At 69.5% G+C, this 13,548-nt stretch carries 14 protein-coding genes; 9 read left to right on the top strand and 5 right to left on the bottom strand.

Going from position 1 to position 13,548, the window contains the following annotated elements:
* The 3 genes from RMO97_RS21160 to RMO97_RS21150 all read left to right on the top strand — a co-directional run.
* The coding region (locus tag RMO97_RS21160; RefSeq protein ID WP_310542978.1) for a class I tRNA ligase family protein at nt 1-756 on the top strand (756 nt) is incomplete at its 5' end.
* Nucleotides 757-758: 2 nt separating this feature from the next.
* Nucleotides 759-1,244 carry a signal peptidase II gene (lspA, locus tag RMO97_RS21155; RefSeq protein WP_310542977.1) on the top strand — a complete coding sequence of 162 codons (486 nt, stop codon included), beginning with the start codon at nt 759-761 and terminating at the stop codon, nt 1,242-1,244.
* Between the two features lie 80 nt (nt 1,245-1,324).
* The gene (locus RMO97_RS21150; protein WP_310542976.1) at nt 1,325-1,882 is read left to right on the top strand and encodes a DUF3035 domain-containing protein; all 558 of its coding nucleotides are present in this window, start codon (nt 1,325-1,327) and stop codon (nt 1,880-1,882) included.
* Here RMO97_RS21150 and RMO97_RS21145 read toward each other — a convergent pair.
* Together RMO97_RS21145 and RMO97_RS21140 are read right to left on the bottom strand one after the other, a co-directional pair.
* Nucleotides 1,863-2,309, bottom strand: a complete 447-nt coding sequence (locus RMO97_RS21145; protein ID WP_310542975.1) for a hypothetical protein — start codon at nt 2,307-2,309, stop codon at nt 1,863-1,865. The genes RMO97_RS21150 and RMO97_RS21145 overlap by 20 nt on opposite strands.
* 6 nt (nt 2,310-2,315) lie before the next feature.
* On the bottom strand, nt 2,316-3,257 hold the full coding sequence (locus RMO97_RS21140) for a TraB/GumN family protein (protein WP_310542974.1): 942 nt from the start codon (nt 3,255-3,257) through the stop codon (nt 2,316-2,318).
* A gap of 58 nt (nt 3,258-3,315) precedes the next feature.
* Here RMO97_RS21140 and mutL point away from each other — a divergent pair, with 58 nt between their 5' ends.
* Complete coding sequence (gene mutL / locus RMO97_RS21135) at nt 3,316-5,160, top strand: DNA mismatch repair endonuclease MutL (protein ID WP_310542973.1); 1,845 nt, start codon at nt 3,316-3,318, stop codon at nt 5,158-5,160.
* Nucleotides 5,161-5,178: 18 nt separating this feature from the next.
* Here the strand turns inward: mutL and RMO97_RS21130 are convergent, their stop codons facing one another.
* Nucleotides 5,179-5,505 carry a cell division protein ZapA gene (locus tag RMO97_RS21130; RefSeq protein WP_310542972.1) on the bottom strand — a complete coding sequence of 109 codons (327 nt, stop codon included), beginning with the start codon at nt 5,503-5,505 and terminating at the stop codon, nt 5,179-5,181.
* A gap of 3 nt (nt 5,506-5,508) precedes the next feature.
* Nucleotides 5,509-5,823: a DUF4164 family protein gene (locus RMO97_RS21125; protein WP_310542971.1), complete on the bottom strand. Its 315-nt coding sequence runs from the start codon at nt 5,821-5,823 to the stop codon at nt 5,509-5,511.
* 134 nt (nt 5,824-5,957) lie between these two features.
* On the opposite strand from RMO97_RS21125, the gene tkt reads away from it, so the two are divergent.
* From tkt to fba, 5 genes are all read left to right on the top strand, one after another.
* Entirely contained in the window at nt 5,958-7,928 is a 1,971-nt protein-coding gene (gene tkt, locus RMO97_RS21120; RefSeq protein WP_310542970.1) for a transketolase, read from the top strand.
* An 11-nt stretch (nt 7,929-7,939) separates the two neighbouring features.
* Entirely contained in the window at nt 7,940-9,139 is a 1,200-nt protein-coding gene (gene purT, locus RMO97_RS21115; protein WP_310542969.1) for a formate-dependent phosphoribosylglycinamide formyltransferase, read from the top strand.
* A gap of 197 nt (nt 9,140-9,336) precedes the next feature.
* Nucleotides 9,337-10,344, top strand: coding sequence for a type I glyceraldehyde-3-phosphate dehydrogenase (gene gap / locus RMO97_RS21110; RefSeq protein WP_310542968.1), 1,008 nt, complete (start codon nt 9,337-9,339; stop codon nt 10,342-10,344).
* Between the two features lie 10 nt (nt 10,345-10,354).
* Nucleotides 10,355-11,545 (top strand): phosphoglycerate kinase, encoded by a 1,191-nt coding sequence (locus RMO97_RS21105; RefSeq protein WP_310542967.1) that lies wholly within the window; start codon nt 10,355-10,357, stop codon nt 11,543-11,545.
* Nucleotides 11,546-11,575: 30 nt separating this feature from the next.
* Nucleotides 11,576-12,661: a class II fructose-bisphosphate aldolase gene (gene fba / locus RMO97_RS21100; protein ID WP_310542966.1), complete on the top strand. Its 1,086-nt coding sequence runs from the start codon at nt 11,576-11,578 to the stop codon at nt 12,659-12,661.
* Between the two features lie 9 nt (nt 12,662-12,670).
* On the opposite strand, the gene RMO97_RS21095 is transcribed toward fba, so the two are convergent.
* A partial coding sequence (locus RMO97_RS21095; protein ID WP_310542965.1) for a glycerophosphodiester phosphodiesterase family protein occupies nt 12,671-13,548 on the bottom strand: 878 nt, incomplete at its 5' end.

Raw genomic sequence — 13,548 nt, 5'->3', positions numbered from 1 at the left:
ATGCCGCCGCTGGAGCGGTTCATCCTGCACCGCCTGCACGAGCTGGATGGCCAGGTCCGCGCCGCCTACGACGCCTATCTGTTCCAGGATGTCAGCCGGCCGATCACCGAGTTCTGCCAAGTGGAGCTGTCGCAGCTGTTCTTCGACATCCGCCGCGACGCCCTTTACTGCGACCAGCCCAGCTCCCTACGCCGCCGGGCCGCGCGCACGGTGATGGACGCGGTGTTCGAACGCCTGACGGTGTGGCTGGCGCCGCTGATCCCCTTCACCATGGAAGAGGCCTGGACCACCCGGTTCCCCGACGCCCCCTCCAACTGCCTGCGGGTCTTCCCCGAGACCCCGGCCGCCTGGGCCAATCCCGCCGAGGCGGAACGCTGGGCGAAAATCCAGTCGGTGACCTCCGTGGTCACCGGCGCCCTGGAGGTCGAGCGCCGCGAGAAGCGGATGGGCGCGGCCCTGGAAGCCGCCCCGGTGGTGCACATCGCCGACGCCAGCCTGCTGGCCGCCTTTGAGGGCCTGGACGCCGCCGAGCTGTTCCGCACCAGCCAGGCGACCCTGGTCGCCGGCGACGGTCCGGCCGGAGCCTTCCGCCTCGGCGAAACTCCCGGCGTAGCGGTGGAGCCGATCAAGGCCGACGGTCGGAAATGCGCTCGCTCCTGGCGCATCCTGCCGGAGGTGGGATCTGACCCGCGCTATCCTGAACTCTCGCTGCGGGACGCCAACGCCGTCGCCGCCTGGGACGCTGAAAGGGCCTGAGCATGAAAGCCATCTCCAAATACGGCTGGTCGGCCTACGTGCTGGCCGTCACCGTCATCGTCCTCGATCAGATCTCCAAGCACCTGATCCTTGGCCTGCTGGGAACCCAGGCGGGCTCCAGCGTTCCGGTGGGCGGACCCTTCAGCCTGACGCTGGTCTGGAACCAGGGGGTGAGCTTTGGCCTGTTCAGCGCCGAGCATGACGTGGTGCGCTGGGCGCTCACCGCCTTTTCGCTGATCGTCGCCATCTTCCTCGCCAACTGGGCGCGCACCGCCCTGCGCTGGCCGATGGCCCTGGGTCTGGGCCTGGTGATGGGGGGCGCGATCGGCAACGCCATCGACCGCGTGCGCTTTGGGGCCGTGGTGGATTTCCTGGACTTCCAGCGGCTGGGTTTCTTCCCCTGGGTGTTCAATGTGGCCGACGCGGCCATCACCATCGGCGTGGTCTTCCTTTTGCTTGATTCCACCCGCAAAGAGGCGGCCGCCTAAACGCGTTGGCGGCGATTGCCGTTTGCGCTATCTGACATGTCCATCTTCGGCCGGGGGCGGCCTATCGGAGCCTGTAGTTCATGAGCTTGACCCGAGTGATCGTCGCGACCGCCCTGATCGGGATGGTGGGTCTCACCGGCTGCGCCTCGTCCCGCAAGGCGCTGGGCATGACCAAGGTGACCCCCGACGAGTTCCGCGTGGTGTCCAAGGCCCCCCTGGTGGTGCCGCCTGACTATTCCCTGCGTCCGCCGGCCCCGGGTGAACCCCGTCCGCAGGAACTGCAGCCCGAGAGCGCCGCGCGCAACGCCCTGCTGGGCCGCCGCGACGCCGAGGCCCGCACCGAAGGTGAAAAGCTGCTGGTGGCCAAGGCCGGCGCCGACAAGGCCGATCCGCTGATCCGCTATGTCGTCGACGACGAGGGCGGTGACCTGGCCCACAAGGAAAAGGGCTTCGCCGACCGGGTGATGTTCTGGAAGGACGGCAAGGCCAGCGCCGCGGCGACCGCGGCGGCGGGCGACAATGTCGCCGCGCCGATCGACCCGGCCTCGGAGGCCGCCAAGATCCGTGAAGTCACCGGCGACAAGCCCGTGGTCATCGCGCGCGAGAAGAGCACCCGGATCAAGCTGCCGGGTCTGTAGGTCCCGGACGGATCGCCTGGAGCGTCAGGAAGGCACCCACCAGGAATAGCAGGAAGATGACGGCATAGGTCGTTCCGGCCTCGGCCAGCTGCGGACTGCGCGGCGAGAACATGCGTACCAGGCCGGCGGTCAGGGCCCCCCAGCCCAGCAGCGTCACCACCAGCGTCCAGCTCGGGCGCCAGACATTGTGGGTCCTGATGATCGCCAGGCCCGCCACGAAAAGCAGCACGCCGTTCAGATAGACCAGGGTGGGGTCCGCCGGGCTCCAGATGTCCAGGTTCAAGGCCTCGGAGGTGGTGATCGCCATCAGGGTTGGGCCGGCCAGCCCGGCGATGTGTCTCGGATCGGCCATGTCGTCGCCCTTGGACCTACGGTTGAGGTCCTGTGACTGGCGCAGGCGGCGCAACGTCGCCTTGACGCCGATCAAGCGGCCCTACTCTTCCCCCGGCGTCTTCACTTCGAACCCTTGATACTGCAGCTGATCCAGCACGCCACCCTGGGCCAGCAGGGGGCGGAGAGGGACGACGGCCACGGCGTGACCGGGGGTTTTCAGGGCGCGCGCGATGGCGGCGGCCTGGTCGGCCTTGAAGCGGCGGTCCAGGGCCAGGGCTCCAGGCGCCGAGGCCAGGCATTTCTCGAAGCCGCGCTCGGCGTTGAGCGCGCCGCGCACGTCGCCCTGGGCCCAGGCCTGGGCGGCGCGGCGTGCGGCGGCGGGACCGGCCTCGGCCTCATCCAGGGCGTCTTCCAGACAGGCCTGTTGGGCGGCTGCGGGCGTGCGCACCACCTGACCCAGCAGACCGCCCGCGTCGTAACTCTTCTCCTCGACCTTGATGCGCCGCGCCTTGGCCAGGCGCCGCACGGTCTTGGCGGGATCGGCGGCGGTGAGCTGGCTGGCCTGGCGATAGTCGTCCACCAGGATCAGCCCCGCCGCGAGGCCGTTCTTGGTCGCATAGCGTTCAGCCGGCTTGCCGCTGCCGGTGCGGACAGCGACGAAGCGGGCCTTTAGCGCGGCGGGTAGGGTCGCCTCATAGGGCGTCTTGGATCGCAAGCGCAGCAGATTGATGGCCGCCCCCGGCGCGGTCAGCAGGCTGACGCTGACCTGGTTGAACGGCAGGATCACCCGGTTCGCGCCCTGCAGGCGGCGGGCGAGCACGCTCTGGTCCCAGGCGAGGGCCTTGGGCATCACCGAAGGGGCTCCCAGGACATAGACCACGGTGTCGGCGTCGGAGACCCGCCACCAGGCCGGGCCCGGCAGCAGGGCGGTGACCACCAGCTCCTCCACCAGCACCGCGTCGGGATCGACGGTCGGGGCCTGGGCCGCGGCGGGGAGCGCCAGCAGAGCTGCGGCCAGGGCCAGGGACGTCGCGAACCTCATCTGCCTCACCCCCGGTGGAATCGCCCTATATATCCAGTCCGAGGACCTGGGCCCTAAAATGACCATCCGCCGCCTGCCGCCCGAGACCGTGAACCGCATCGCCGCCGGCGAGGTGGTGGAGCGGCCTGCCAGCGCGGTCAAGGAACTGGTGGAGAACGCGCTCGACGCCGGGGCGCGCAGCGTCGAGGTGCAGGCCGACGGCGGCGGCCTGACCCGCATCCTGGTGGCCGATGACGGCGATGGCCTGGCGGCCGACCAGCTGCCGCTCGCCATCGAGCGTCACGCCACCTCCAAGCTCAGCCCCGACGACGCCGGGGACTATGACCTGCTGCACATCCACACCCTGGGCTTCCGGGGCGAGGCCCTTCCGTCCATCGGCTCGGTGGCGCGGCTGTCCATCTCGTCTCGCGCCCGCGGAGTCACCGACGCGCATTCGATCCTGGTGGAGGGCGGCGCCATGGGGGCGGTGTCCCCCTCCGGCTTCCCCGGCCCGCACGGGGCGCGGGTGGAGGTGCGCGACCTGTTCTACGCCACCCCCGCCCGGCTGAAGTTCATGAAGTCCGAGCGCTCGGAAGCCATGGCCATCGCCGAGGAGATCAAGCGCCAGGCCATGGCCCATGAGGCGGTCTCCTTCGCCCTGGATCTGGACGGCCGCCGCACCCTGCGCCTGCCCGCCGAGAGCCGTGGGCCGGAGGGCCGCCTGGCGCGCCTGGCCTCGATCATGGGCCGGGAGTTCCAGGACAATGCACTGGCCATCGACCAGGAGCGGGACAACATCCGGCTGTCGGGGTTCGCGGGCCTGCCGACCTACAATCGCGGCAACTCGGCTCACCAGTACCTGTTCGTCAACGGCCGCCCGGTGCGCGACCGCCTGCTGCAGGGCGCCCTGCGCGGTGCCTATGCCGACTTCCTGGCCCGCGACCGCCATCCCCTGGTGGCGCTCTATCTGGAGCTCGACCCCAGCCAGGTGGATGTGAACGTCCACCCCGCCAAGGCCGAGGTGCGGTTCCGCGATCCAGCCATGGTGCGCGGCCTGATCGTCTCGGGCCTGCGCCACGTCCTGGCCGGCGCCGGGCACCGGGCGTCCACCTCGGTGGCCAGCGAGACGCTTAGCGGGTTCCGGCCCGGCTACGTCCCGCAACCCTCGGCGGAGGGCTTCTCGGCCTGGCGCATGGGCGGATGGGCGCAGGCGGCGGCCCAGGCGATCCCGGGCTTGACCGAGGTTTCGGCGCGGGCCGAGACTCAGTACGAGCCCAGCAGCTATTCCCCCGGCCCCGGGCTGCACGAGGCGCCGGCCGCCTCAGTGGTGTTCGATCCGGTGGACTTCCCCCTGGGGGCGGCCCGAGCCCAGGTGCACGAGACCTACATCGTCGCCCAGACCCGCGACGGGGTGGTGATCGTCGACCAGCACGCCGCCCACGAGCGGCTGGTCTATGAGCGGATGAAGGTGGAGATGGCCGGCGGCGGCGTCGCCCGCCAGGCCCTGCTGCTGCCCGAGGTGGTGGAGCTGGATCCCGCCGAGGCCGAGCGGGTGGTGGCCAAGGCCGACGAACTGATGGCGCTGGGCCTCGCCGTCGAGGCCTTCGGCCCCGGGGCGGTGCTGGTGCGCGAGACCCCGGCCCTGCTGGGAGAAACCGATGTGGCCGGCCTGGTGCGCGACATCGCCGATGACCTGTCGGAGAACGGCCAGGCCCTGGCGCTGAAGGAACGGCTGGAGGAGGTCTGCTCAACCATGGCCTGCCACGGCTCGGTGCGGGCCGGACGGCGGCTCTCGGCGCCGGAGATGAACGCCCTGCTCCGCCAGATGGAGGCCACCCCCCACTCGGGCCAGTGCAACCACGGCCGGCCGACCTATGTGGAACTGAAGCTGGCCGATATCGAGCGGCTGTTCGGGCGGCGGTGACAAACCCACCGCGGGTCGTTATTCCGCCGCCAGCTTCTCGATGCGCTTGGCGGCGTTGTCGAGGGCCAGGGTGGCGCGGACCTCGATGCGGGCCTGATCCGACTGCATGCGGGCGAGGTCGGCCTGCACCGTGCCTAGCCGCGCCTTGGCGTCGGCCAGTTCATCGGCCAGCAGCAGGGCGCCCATCAGGAACAGGCGGGTGTCGCCGAGCTGGCCCATGTCCTGGGACACCTGGCGGACCTGCCGGTCGAAGATGCGGGCCAACTCGATCAGGTGCTGTTCCTGGCCGTCCTCGCAGCCAACGGTGTAGGGGCGGCCGTTCACCTCGATAATCATCTGGGCCATGGCCTAGACCTCTTCGCTTTCGTCGGCGCGCGCGTCAGCCGGCGCGTCATGGTCGGCCAGAGCCGCCTGGATCTCGGCGATGGCGCGGCCCAGCGCCGCGGAGGCCTCGGCCCCGGCCTCCTCAAGGGCGCGCTCGCGGGCGCGGGCCTTGTCCAGTTCGTCGGCGAGCTTGGCGCGGTCCTGGTCGAACAGGCCGCCCGGCTCCTCGCCGGCCTGCGGGGCGCGCGCGGCCAGGCGCTGTTCCAGCTGGGCGACCGCGCGATCCAGCCGCTTGGCGGCCTGGTCGAGGGCGCTGTCGCCCGCAGACTCCCGGTTCATTCGACGCTCCGAAGGTGTGACTGTTAATCTATAGACCGGGGTAGGCTCGCGCCGGAACCCGTCACGTTCCTTGACCCGATGTTGCGTGCGTGCGACCCCGCCCGCAATTCCCGTTCAGACTCACCGGAAGCCCCATGCCCGCACCGCTCCAGACCATGGCCGACGCGATCCGTGTCCTTTCCATGGACGCCGTCGAACAGGCCTCCAACGGGCACCCGGGCATGCCGATGGGTATGGCCGACGTGGCCACGGTGCTCTGGACGAAGTTCCTGAAGTACGACGCCACCAAGCCCGACTGGGCCGACCGCGACCGTTTCGTGCTGTCGGGCGGACACGGATCGATGCTGCTCTACAGCCTGCTGCACCTGTCGGGGTTCAAGGCGGTCAGCATGGACGAGCTGCGCACCCTGCGCCAATGGGGCTCCAAGACTCCGGGCCACCCGGAAGTGGGTCACACCGAGGGCGTGGAGACCACCACCGGGCCGCTGGGCCAGGGCTTGGCCACCGCTGTCGGCATGGCCATCGCCGAGCGCCGCATGGCCGCCCGCTTCGGCGCCGACTTAGTGGACCACCGCACCTGGGTCGAATGCGGCGACGGCGACCTGATGGAGGGCGTCAGCCATGAGGCCATCGGCATCGCCGGCCGGCTGAAGTTGTCGAAGCTGACCGTGCTCTGGGACAACAACTCCATCACCATCGACGGCGACGTCTCGCTGTCGGACACCACCGACCAGATCGCCCGCTTCAAGGCCGCCGGCTGGGCCGTCAAGTCCATCGACGGCCACGATATGGGCCAGATCCGCCGGGCCATGGCCTGGGCGATCAAGCAGGACAGGCCGAGCCTGATCGCCTGCGCCACCAAGATCGGCAAGGGCGCGGGCACGCTGGAGGGCAGCCACTCCACCCACGGCAATGCGCTCGGCAAGGCCGAGGTGGCCGCCACCCGCGAGAGGCTGGGCTGGCCGCACGAGCCCTTCGTGGTGCCCGAGGACGTCTACAAGCCCTGGCGCGCCGCCGGCCGCCGCGGCGGCAAGCAGCGCCGCAAGTGGGAGCAAACCCTGGCGGCGTCGAACTACCGCGACGAGTTCGCCCGTGCGGTGCGGGGCGACCTGCCCGCCGACGCCTTCGAGAAGATCGACGCCCTGATCGCCGAGGCGGTCGAGACCAAGCCCGGCGCGGCGACCCGCCAGCACTCCGGCGCCGCGCTCACCGCCCTCTTCCCCAACATCCCTGAGATGGTGGGCGGCTCGGCCGACCTCACAGGCTCCAACAACACCCTGGTGAAGGGCACGGCCACCTTCGACGCTCCGGCCTATGATGGCCGCTACATCAATTTCGGCATCCGCGAGTTCGGCATGGCGGCGGCGATGAACGGCATGGCCCTGCACGGCGGGGTCATCCCCTATGCCGGCACCTTCATGGTGTTCTCCGACTACAGCCGCCCGGCGATCCGCCTGGGCGCGATCATGGGCGCCCGGGTGATCCACGTCATGACCCACGACTCCATCGGGGTCGGCGAGGATGGCCCGACCCACCAGCCGATCGAGCACCTGGCCTCCCTGCGCGCCATGCCGGGCCTGAACGTCTTCCGGCCCGCCGATCTGGTGGAGACCGCCGAGTGCTGGAAGCTGGCGGTCGCCCGCAAGGACGGCCCGTCCCTGATGGCCCTGTCGCGGCAGAAGACGCCGGCGGCGCGAACTGTCGCCTCTTCCGAGAACCTGTCGGCCAAGGGCGCCTATGAACTGGCGGCCGCCGAGGGCGCGGCCCAGGTGACCATCTTCTCGTCGGGCACCGAGGTCGGCGTCGCCATGGCAGCCCGTGAGCTGCTCCAGGCCGAAGGGATCGCCACCCGCGTGGTTTCCACCCCCTGCTGGGAGCTGTTCGCCGCCCAGCCGGCCGCCTATCGCGAAAGCGTTTTGGCCAGGGACACCGTCCGCGTCGCCGTCGAGGCCGCCGCCAGCTTCGGCTGGGAGCGGTTCATCGGCGAGGATGGCGTGTTCGTGGGCATGCAGGGCTTCGGCGCCAGCGCCCCGGCCGATCGCCTCTACAAGGAATTCGGCATCACCGCCGAGGCCGTGGCGGCGGCGGCCAAGAGCAAGCTCTAGGGATCACCACCATGCGCCTCGGCACGCCGCTCTCGCCCTCCGCCGTCAAGGTCATGCTGCTCGGCTGCGGCGAGCTGGGCAAGGAGGTGGCGATCGAGCTGCAGCGGCTGGGCTGCGAGGTGATCGGGGTCGACCGCTACGCCGGCGCCCCGGCCATGCAGGTGGCCCACCGGTCCCACGTCATCGCCATGACCGACGCGGCCGCCCTGCGCGCCGTTGTGGAGCTGGAGCGCCCGCACCTGATCGTGCCGGAGATCGAGGCCATCGCCACCGATGAGCTGGTGCGGATCGAGGCCGAAGGCCTGGCCACCGTCATTCCCACGGCGCGCGCCGCCCAGCTGACCATGAACCGCGAGGGCATCCGCCGCCTGGCCGCCGAGGAGCTTGGCCTGCCCACCAGCGCCTACGCCTTCGCGTCGACCGAGGCCGAACTGGCGGCGGCGGCTGAGGGCGTCACCGGCTTCCCCTGCTTCGTAAAGCCGGTGATGAGCTCGTCGGGCAAGGGGCAGTCCTATGTGGAGCGCGCCGACCAGATCGCGGCGGCCTGGAAATACGCCCTGGAGGGCGGCCGGGTGGAGCAGCCCCGGGTCATCGTCGAGGGTCGCGTGGCCTTCGACTTCGAGATCACCCAGCTCACCGTCCGCTATCGCGGGCCCGAGGGCGTCATCGAAACCGCCTTCTGCGACCCCATCGGCCACCGGCAAGTGAAGGGCGACTATGTGGAGAGCTGGCAGCCCCAGGCCATGAGGCCGGCGGCCCTGGCCCGGGCGCGCGAGATCGCCGAAGTTGTCACCGGATCGCTGGGCGGGCTTGGCCTGTTCGGGGTCGAGCTGTTCGTGAAGGGCGACGAGGTGTGGTTCTCCGAGGTCAGCCCCCGGCCCCATGACACCGGCCTGGTGACCCTGGCCACCCAGGTGCAGAGCGAGTTCGCCCTGCACGCCCGCGCCATCCTGGGCCTGCCCATCGACGTGACCCTGCGCGAGCCGGGCGCCAGCGCGGTGATCTATGGCGGGGTGGAGGCCAAGGGCGTGGCCTTCGAGGGCGTAGCTCACGCCCTGGAGGTTCCTGGCGCGGATCTGCGCCTGTTCGGCAAGCCCGAGGCCTTCGAGCGCCGCCGCATGGGTGTCGCCCTGGCCCGCGCCGCCGACACCGATCTGGCGCGCGCCAACGCCAAGCTGGCCGCCGACCGGGTCTCCGTCGTCCTCGGCTGAGACCTGCGCCCATAAAATCATATTTTTAGCTGGGATTTGCCGGCTTTCGGCCGCTGACTCGGCGGTGACGTCGGGGAATCGGCGGCTCGATACACATTGCGAAGCGACTTGATCGGTCCAGGGGTTGACTTCGCGCCCCCCAGCCCGAAAAACCGCCCCCAAATCCCAGTAGAAGCTCATCTCTAGAGGAGATCTCCATGACCGTCCGCGTCGCCATCAATGGGTTCGGCCGCATCGGCAGGAACATCCTGCGCTCGATCGTCGAACATGGCCGCACGGACATCGAAGTCGTGGCGATCAATGACCTGGGGCCTGTGGAGACCAACGCTCACCTGCTGCGCTACGACAGCGTGCATGGCCGCTTCCCCGGCACGGTGACCGTGGACGGCGACACGATCGATCTGGGCCGCGGCAGGATCAAGGTCACGGCCATCCGCAACCCGGCCGAGCTGCCGCACAAGGACCTGGGCATCGACATCGCGTTCGAGTGCACGGGCATCTTCACCACCAAGGAAAAGGCCGCCGCCCACCTGACCGCCGGCGCCAAGCGCGTCCTGGTCTCGGCGCCCTGCACCGACGCCGACAAGACCATTGTCTATGGCGTGAACCACGACACCCTGACCGCCGAGGACCTGATCGTCTCCAATGCGTCGTGCACCACCAACTGCCTGGCGCCGGTCGCCCACGTGCTGCAGGAGCTGTGCGGCATCGAGCGTGGCTACATGACCACGATCCACTCCTACACCGGCGACCAGCCGACCCTGGATACGATGCACTCCGACCTGTATCGCGGGCGCGCCGCGGCCATGTCGATGATCCCCACCTCCACCGGCGCCGCCAAGGCCCTCGGCTTGGTGATCCCGGCCCTGAAGGGCAAGCTGGATGGCTCCTCGATCCGCGTACCGACCCCCAATGTCTCGGTGGTGGACCTGACCTTCGTCCCCACCCGGTCGACCACGGTCGAGGCCATGAACGCTGCCTTCGAAGCCGCCGCGGGCGGCGCCCTGAAGGGGGTGCTGGCCGTGACCAAGGATCCGCTGGTCTCCATCGACTTCAACCACGCGCCGGCCTCGTCCACCGTGGCCCTGCCCCAGACCCAGATCGTCGACGGCGGCCTGTGCCGGGTGCTGAGCTGGTACGACAACGAGTGGGGCTTCTCGACCCGCATGAGCGACACCGCCATCGCCATGGCGAAACTGATCTAGGGATCAGACCGTGGCATTCGCGACCCTCGACGACGCCGACCTGAAGGGCCGACGCGCCCTGGTCCGTGTGGACTTCAACGTGCCGATGCACGACGACGAGGTGTCCGACGACACCCGCCTTCGCGCCGCGGTCCCCACCATCGCCAAGCTGCGGGCCGGCGGGGCCAAGGTGATCCTGCTGGCCCACTTCGACCGGCCCAAGGGCAAGGTGGTTCCGGCCATGAGCCTGGAGCCCATCGCGCCCGCCCTGGCCGAGGTGCTGGGGGCGCCCGTGGCCTTCGGGCCCGACTGCGTGGGTCCCGCGGCCGCCTCCGCCATCGCGGCCATGAAGGACGGAGGTGTCCTCCTGCTGGAGAACGTCCGCTTCCATCCTGGCGAGGAGAAGAACGATCCGGCGTTCGCCCAGGCCCTGGCCGCCAACGGCGACCTCTATGTGAACGACGCCTTCTCGGCCGCCCACCGGGCGCACGCCTCCACCGAGGGCCTGGCCCGGCTGCTGCCCGCGTATGCGGGCGAGCAGATGCGCCTGGAGCTGACCGCCCTGGACAAGGCCCTGGGCCACCCGGAGCGGCCGGTCATGGGTATCGTCGGCGGCTCAAAGGTCTCCAGCAAGCTTGATCTGCTGCGCAATCTGGTGACCCGGCTGGACAAGCTGGCGATCGGCGGCGGTATGGCCAACACCTTCCTCTACGCCCAGGGCCACGACGTGGGCCTGTCCTACTGTGAGAAGGACCTAGCTGAGACCGCGCGCGACATCATCCGCCTGGCCGGCCAGAACAACTGCAAGCTCTTCCTGCCCATGGACATCGTCGTCGCCGAGACCCTGGCGCCTGGCGCCGCGGCCCGCGTGCGCGGCCTGGGCGAGGTGGACGAGCACGAGCGGATCCTGGACGCCGGGCCCGAGACCGTGGAACGCCTCTGCCGGGCCATGGACAATTCCAAGACCCTGATCTGGAACGGTCCCTTGGGGGTCTTCGAAATCCCGCCCTTCGACCGGGGCACAGTGGCCGCGGCCCGTCACGCCGGCATGCTGGCCAAGAGCGGCAAGCTTGTAGCGGTGGCCGGTGGCGGTGATACAGTCGCGGCTCTGAATGTGGCCGACTGCGCAGACGATTTTACTTTCGTCTCAACGGCGGGCGGCGCGTTTCTTGAATGGATGGAAGGCAAGGAACTGCCCGGCGTGGCGGCTCTGGCCCAATAAGACTAACGATTTGATGGAGCGCGGCGACACATGGCCCGGGTCACACTGAGACAACTGTTGGATCACGCTGCTGAGCAAGGCTACGGCGTGCCGGCCTTCAACATCAACAACATGGAACAGGCCCTGGCGATCATGGAGGCCGCGGAGGCCACCGACTCGCCGGTGATCATGCAGGCCTCGCGCGGCGCCCGGTCCTACGCCAACGACATCGTGCTCAAGCACCTGATCGACGCCATGGCCGAGATGTACCCGCACATCCCGATCTGCATGCACCAGGACCACGGCAACAACGAAGCCACCTGCGCCACGGCGATCCAATACGGCTTCACCTCGGTGATGATGGACGGCTCCCTGATGGCCGACGGCAAGTCGCCCGCCGACTACGACTACAACGTCAAGGTCACCCGCAACGTCGTCGACATGGCCCACTGGGTGGGCGCCTCGGTGGAGGGCGAGCTCGGCGTGCTGGGCAGTCTCGAGACCGGCATGGGCGAGAAGGAGGATGGCCACGGCTTCGAGGGCAAGCTCGGCCACGACCAGCTGCTGACCGATCCCGACCAGGCTGTGGCCTTCGTGAAGGCCACCGAGGTCGACGCGCTCGCCATCGCCATGGGCACCAGCCACGGCGCCTACAAGTTCACCCGCAAGCCGGACGGTGACGTCCTAGCCATGGGCGTGATCGAGGAAATCCACCGCCGCCTGCCCAACACCCACCTTGTTATGCACGGCTCCTCCTCGGTGCCGCAGGATCTGCAGGACCTGATCAACCAGTACGGCGGCGAGATGCCCCAGACCTGGGGCGTGCCGGTGGAAGAGATCCAGCGCGGCATCAAGCACGGCGTGCGCAAAATCAACATCGACACCGACAACCGGATGGCCATCACCGCGGCGATCCGCAAGGTGTTCGTCGAGAAGCCCGGTGAGTTCGACCCGCGCAGCTACCTGAAGCCCGCCAAGGAAGCCATGCGCAAGGTCTGCATCCAGCGCTTCGAGGAGTTCGGCACGGCCGGCCACGCCTCGAGCATCAAGGCGATCCCGCTCTCAGACATGGCCAAGCGCTATGCCTCAGGCGAGCTGGCCCCGAAGCTCGGCGTCACCCGCCAGGCCGCCGAATAGGCTGCTAGGTTACCCCCGGGCCTTCGCGGCAAGGCCCGGGAAGTCGCTGAACACGCCGTCGACTCCGGCGGCGTAGAGAGCGGCGAACACCGCGGCCACGTCCCCATGGGCGGCCATGTCGGTCCCGCGGCGCAGCGTCTCGGGCAGGAACCGGTTCTCAGCCCGCACGGTCCAGGGATGCACCGCCAGGCCCAGCTTGTGGGCGTCGGCCACCAGGGTCGTGGCGGAGGCCAGGGCGTCCCCCACCGTCGGGATGACCAGAGACCAGTCGGGACCCACGCCGTCGGCATAGGTGGCGATGTCCTTCAGACCCGCCGCCGTCACCAGGTCCCTGGCGTCGTCGCCCACCAGCCGCACGCGGCGGGCGGACGACAGCTGGGCGAAGGCCTTCAGCGGGGCGGTCTCGAAGCATTGAACGAAGACCGGGGCGGTCCTGGAATTCAGCCCATTGGCCTTCAGCGCCTCGGCCAGGCGCGGCTCGATCTGCAGGCCGACACTGGCGAGGTAGGTCGGATGCTTCATCTCCGGATAAACGCCGATCACCCGGCCCACCCTCTGGCTCTCCGCCTTGGCCAGGTCGACCACCTCCTGGAAGGTCGGGATGGACTCGCGCCCGTCGAAGGCTGCGCTTGCGGGCCGGAGCTCGGGCAGACGCTCGCGGGTCCTCAGGGTCTTCAGTTCGGCGAGGGTGAAGTCCTCGGTGAACCAGCCCTCGATCCTTTCGCCGTCGATGATCTTCGAGGTCTTCCGCGCCGCGAACTCGGTCCGCGACGCCACGTCCGTCGTGCCGGCGATCTCGTTCTCATGGCGCACCACCAGCACGCCGTCCTTGGTGAGCACCAGGTCCGGCTCGATGAAGTCGGCCCCCTGGTCCACCGCCAGACGAT

The organism is Phenylobacterium sp., assembly GCF_031425575.1.
In the GTDB taxonomy this organism is placed as follows: domain Bacteria; phylum Pseudomonadota; class Alphaproteobacteria; order Caulobacterales; family Caulobacteraceae; genus Phenylobacterium.
Note: the sequence above shows the minus strand (reverse complement) of the source record. Positions and strands in the feature narration are given on the sequence as shown.

What these genes read in the sequence shown, in the direction of transcription:
- lspA (WP_310542977.1), top strand. Translation starts at nt 759, where the DNA reads ATGAAAGCCATCTCCAAATACGGCTGGTCGGCCTACGTGCTGGCCGTC.
- RMO97_RS21150 (WP_310542976.1), top strand. Translation starts at nt 1,325, where the DNA reads ATGAGCTTGACCCGAGTGATCGTCGCGACCGCCCTGATCGGGATGGTG.
- RMO97_RS21140 (WP_310542974.1), bottom strand. Translation starts at nt 3,257, where the DNA reads ATGAGGTTCGCGACGTCCCTGGCCCTGGCCGCAGCTCTGCTGGCGCTC.
- mutL (WP_310542973.1), top strand. Translation starts at nt 3,316, where the DNA reads ATGACCATCCGCCGCCTGCCGCCCGAGACCGTGAACCGCATCGCCGCC.
- RMO97_RS21130 (WP_310542972.1), bottom strand. Translation starts at nt 5,505, where the DNA reads ATGGCCCAGATGATTATCGAGGTGAACGGCCGCCCCTACACCGTTGGC.
- RMO97_RS21125 (WP_310542971.1), bottom strand. Translation starts at nt 5,823, where the DNA reads ATGAACCGGGAGTCTGCGGGCGACAGCGCCCTCGACCAGGCCGCCAAG.
- tkt (WP_310542970.1), top strand. Translation starts at nt 5,958, where the DNA reads ATGCCCGCACCGCTCCAGACCATGGCCGACGCGATCCGTGTCCTTTCC.
- purT (WP_310542969.1), top strand. Translation starts at nt 7,940, where the DNA reads ATGCGCCTCGGCACGCCGCTCTCGCCCTCCGCCGTCAAGGTCATGCTG.
- gap (WP_310542968.1), top strand. Translation starts at nt 9,337, where the DNA reads ATGACCGTCCGCGTCGCCATCAATGGGTTCGGCCGCATCGGCAGGAAC.
- fba (WP_310542966.1), top strand. Translation starts at nt 11,576, where the DNA reads ATGGCCCGGGTCACACTGAGACAACTGTTGGATCACGCTGCTGAGCAA.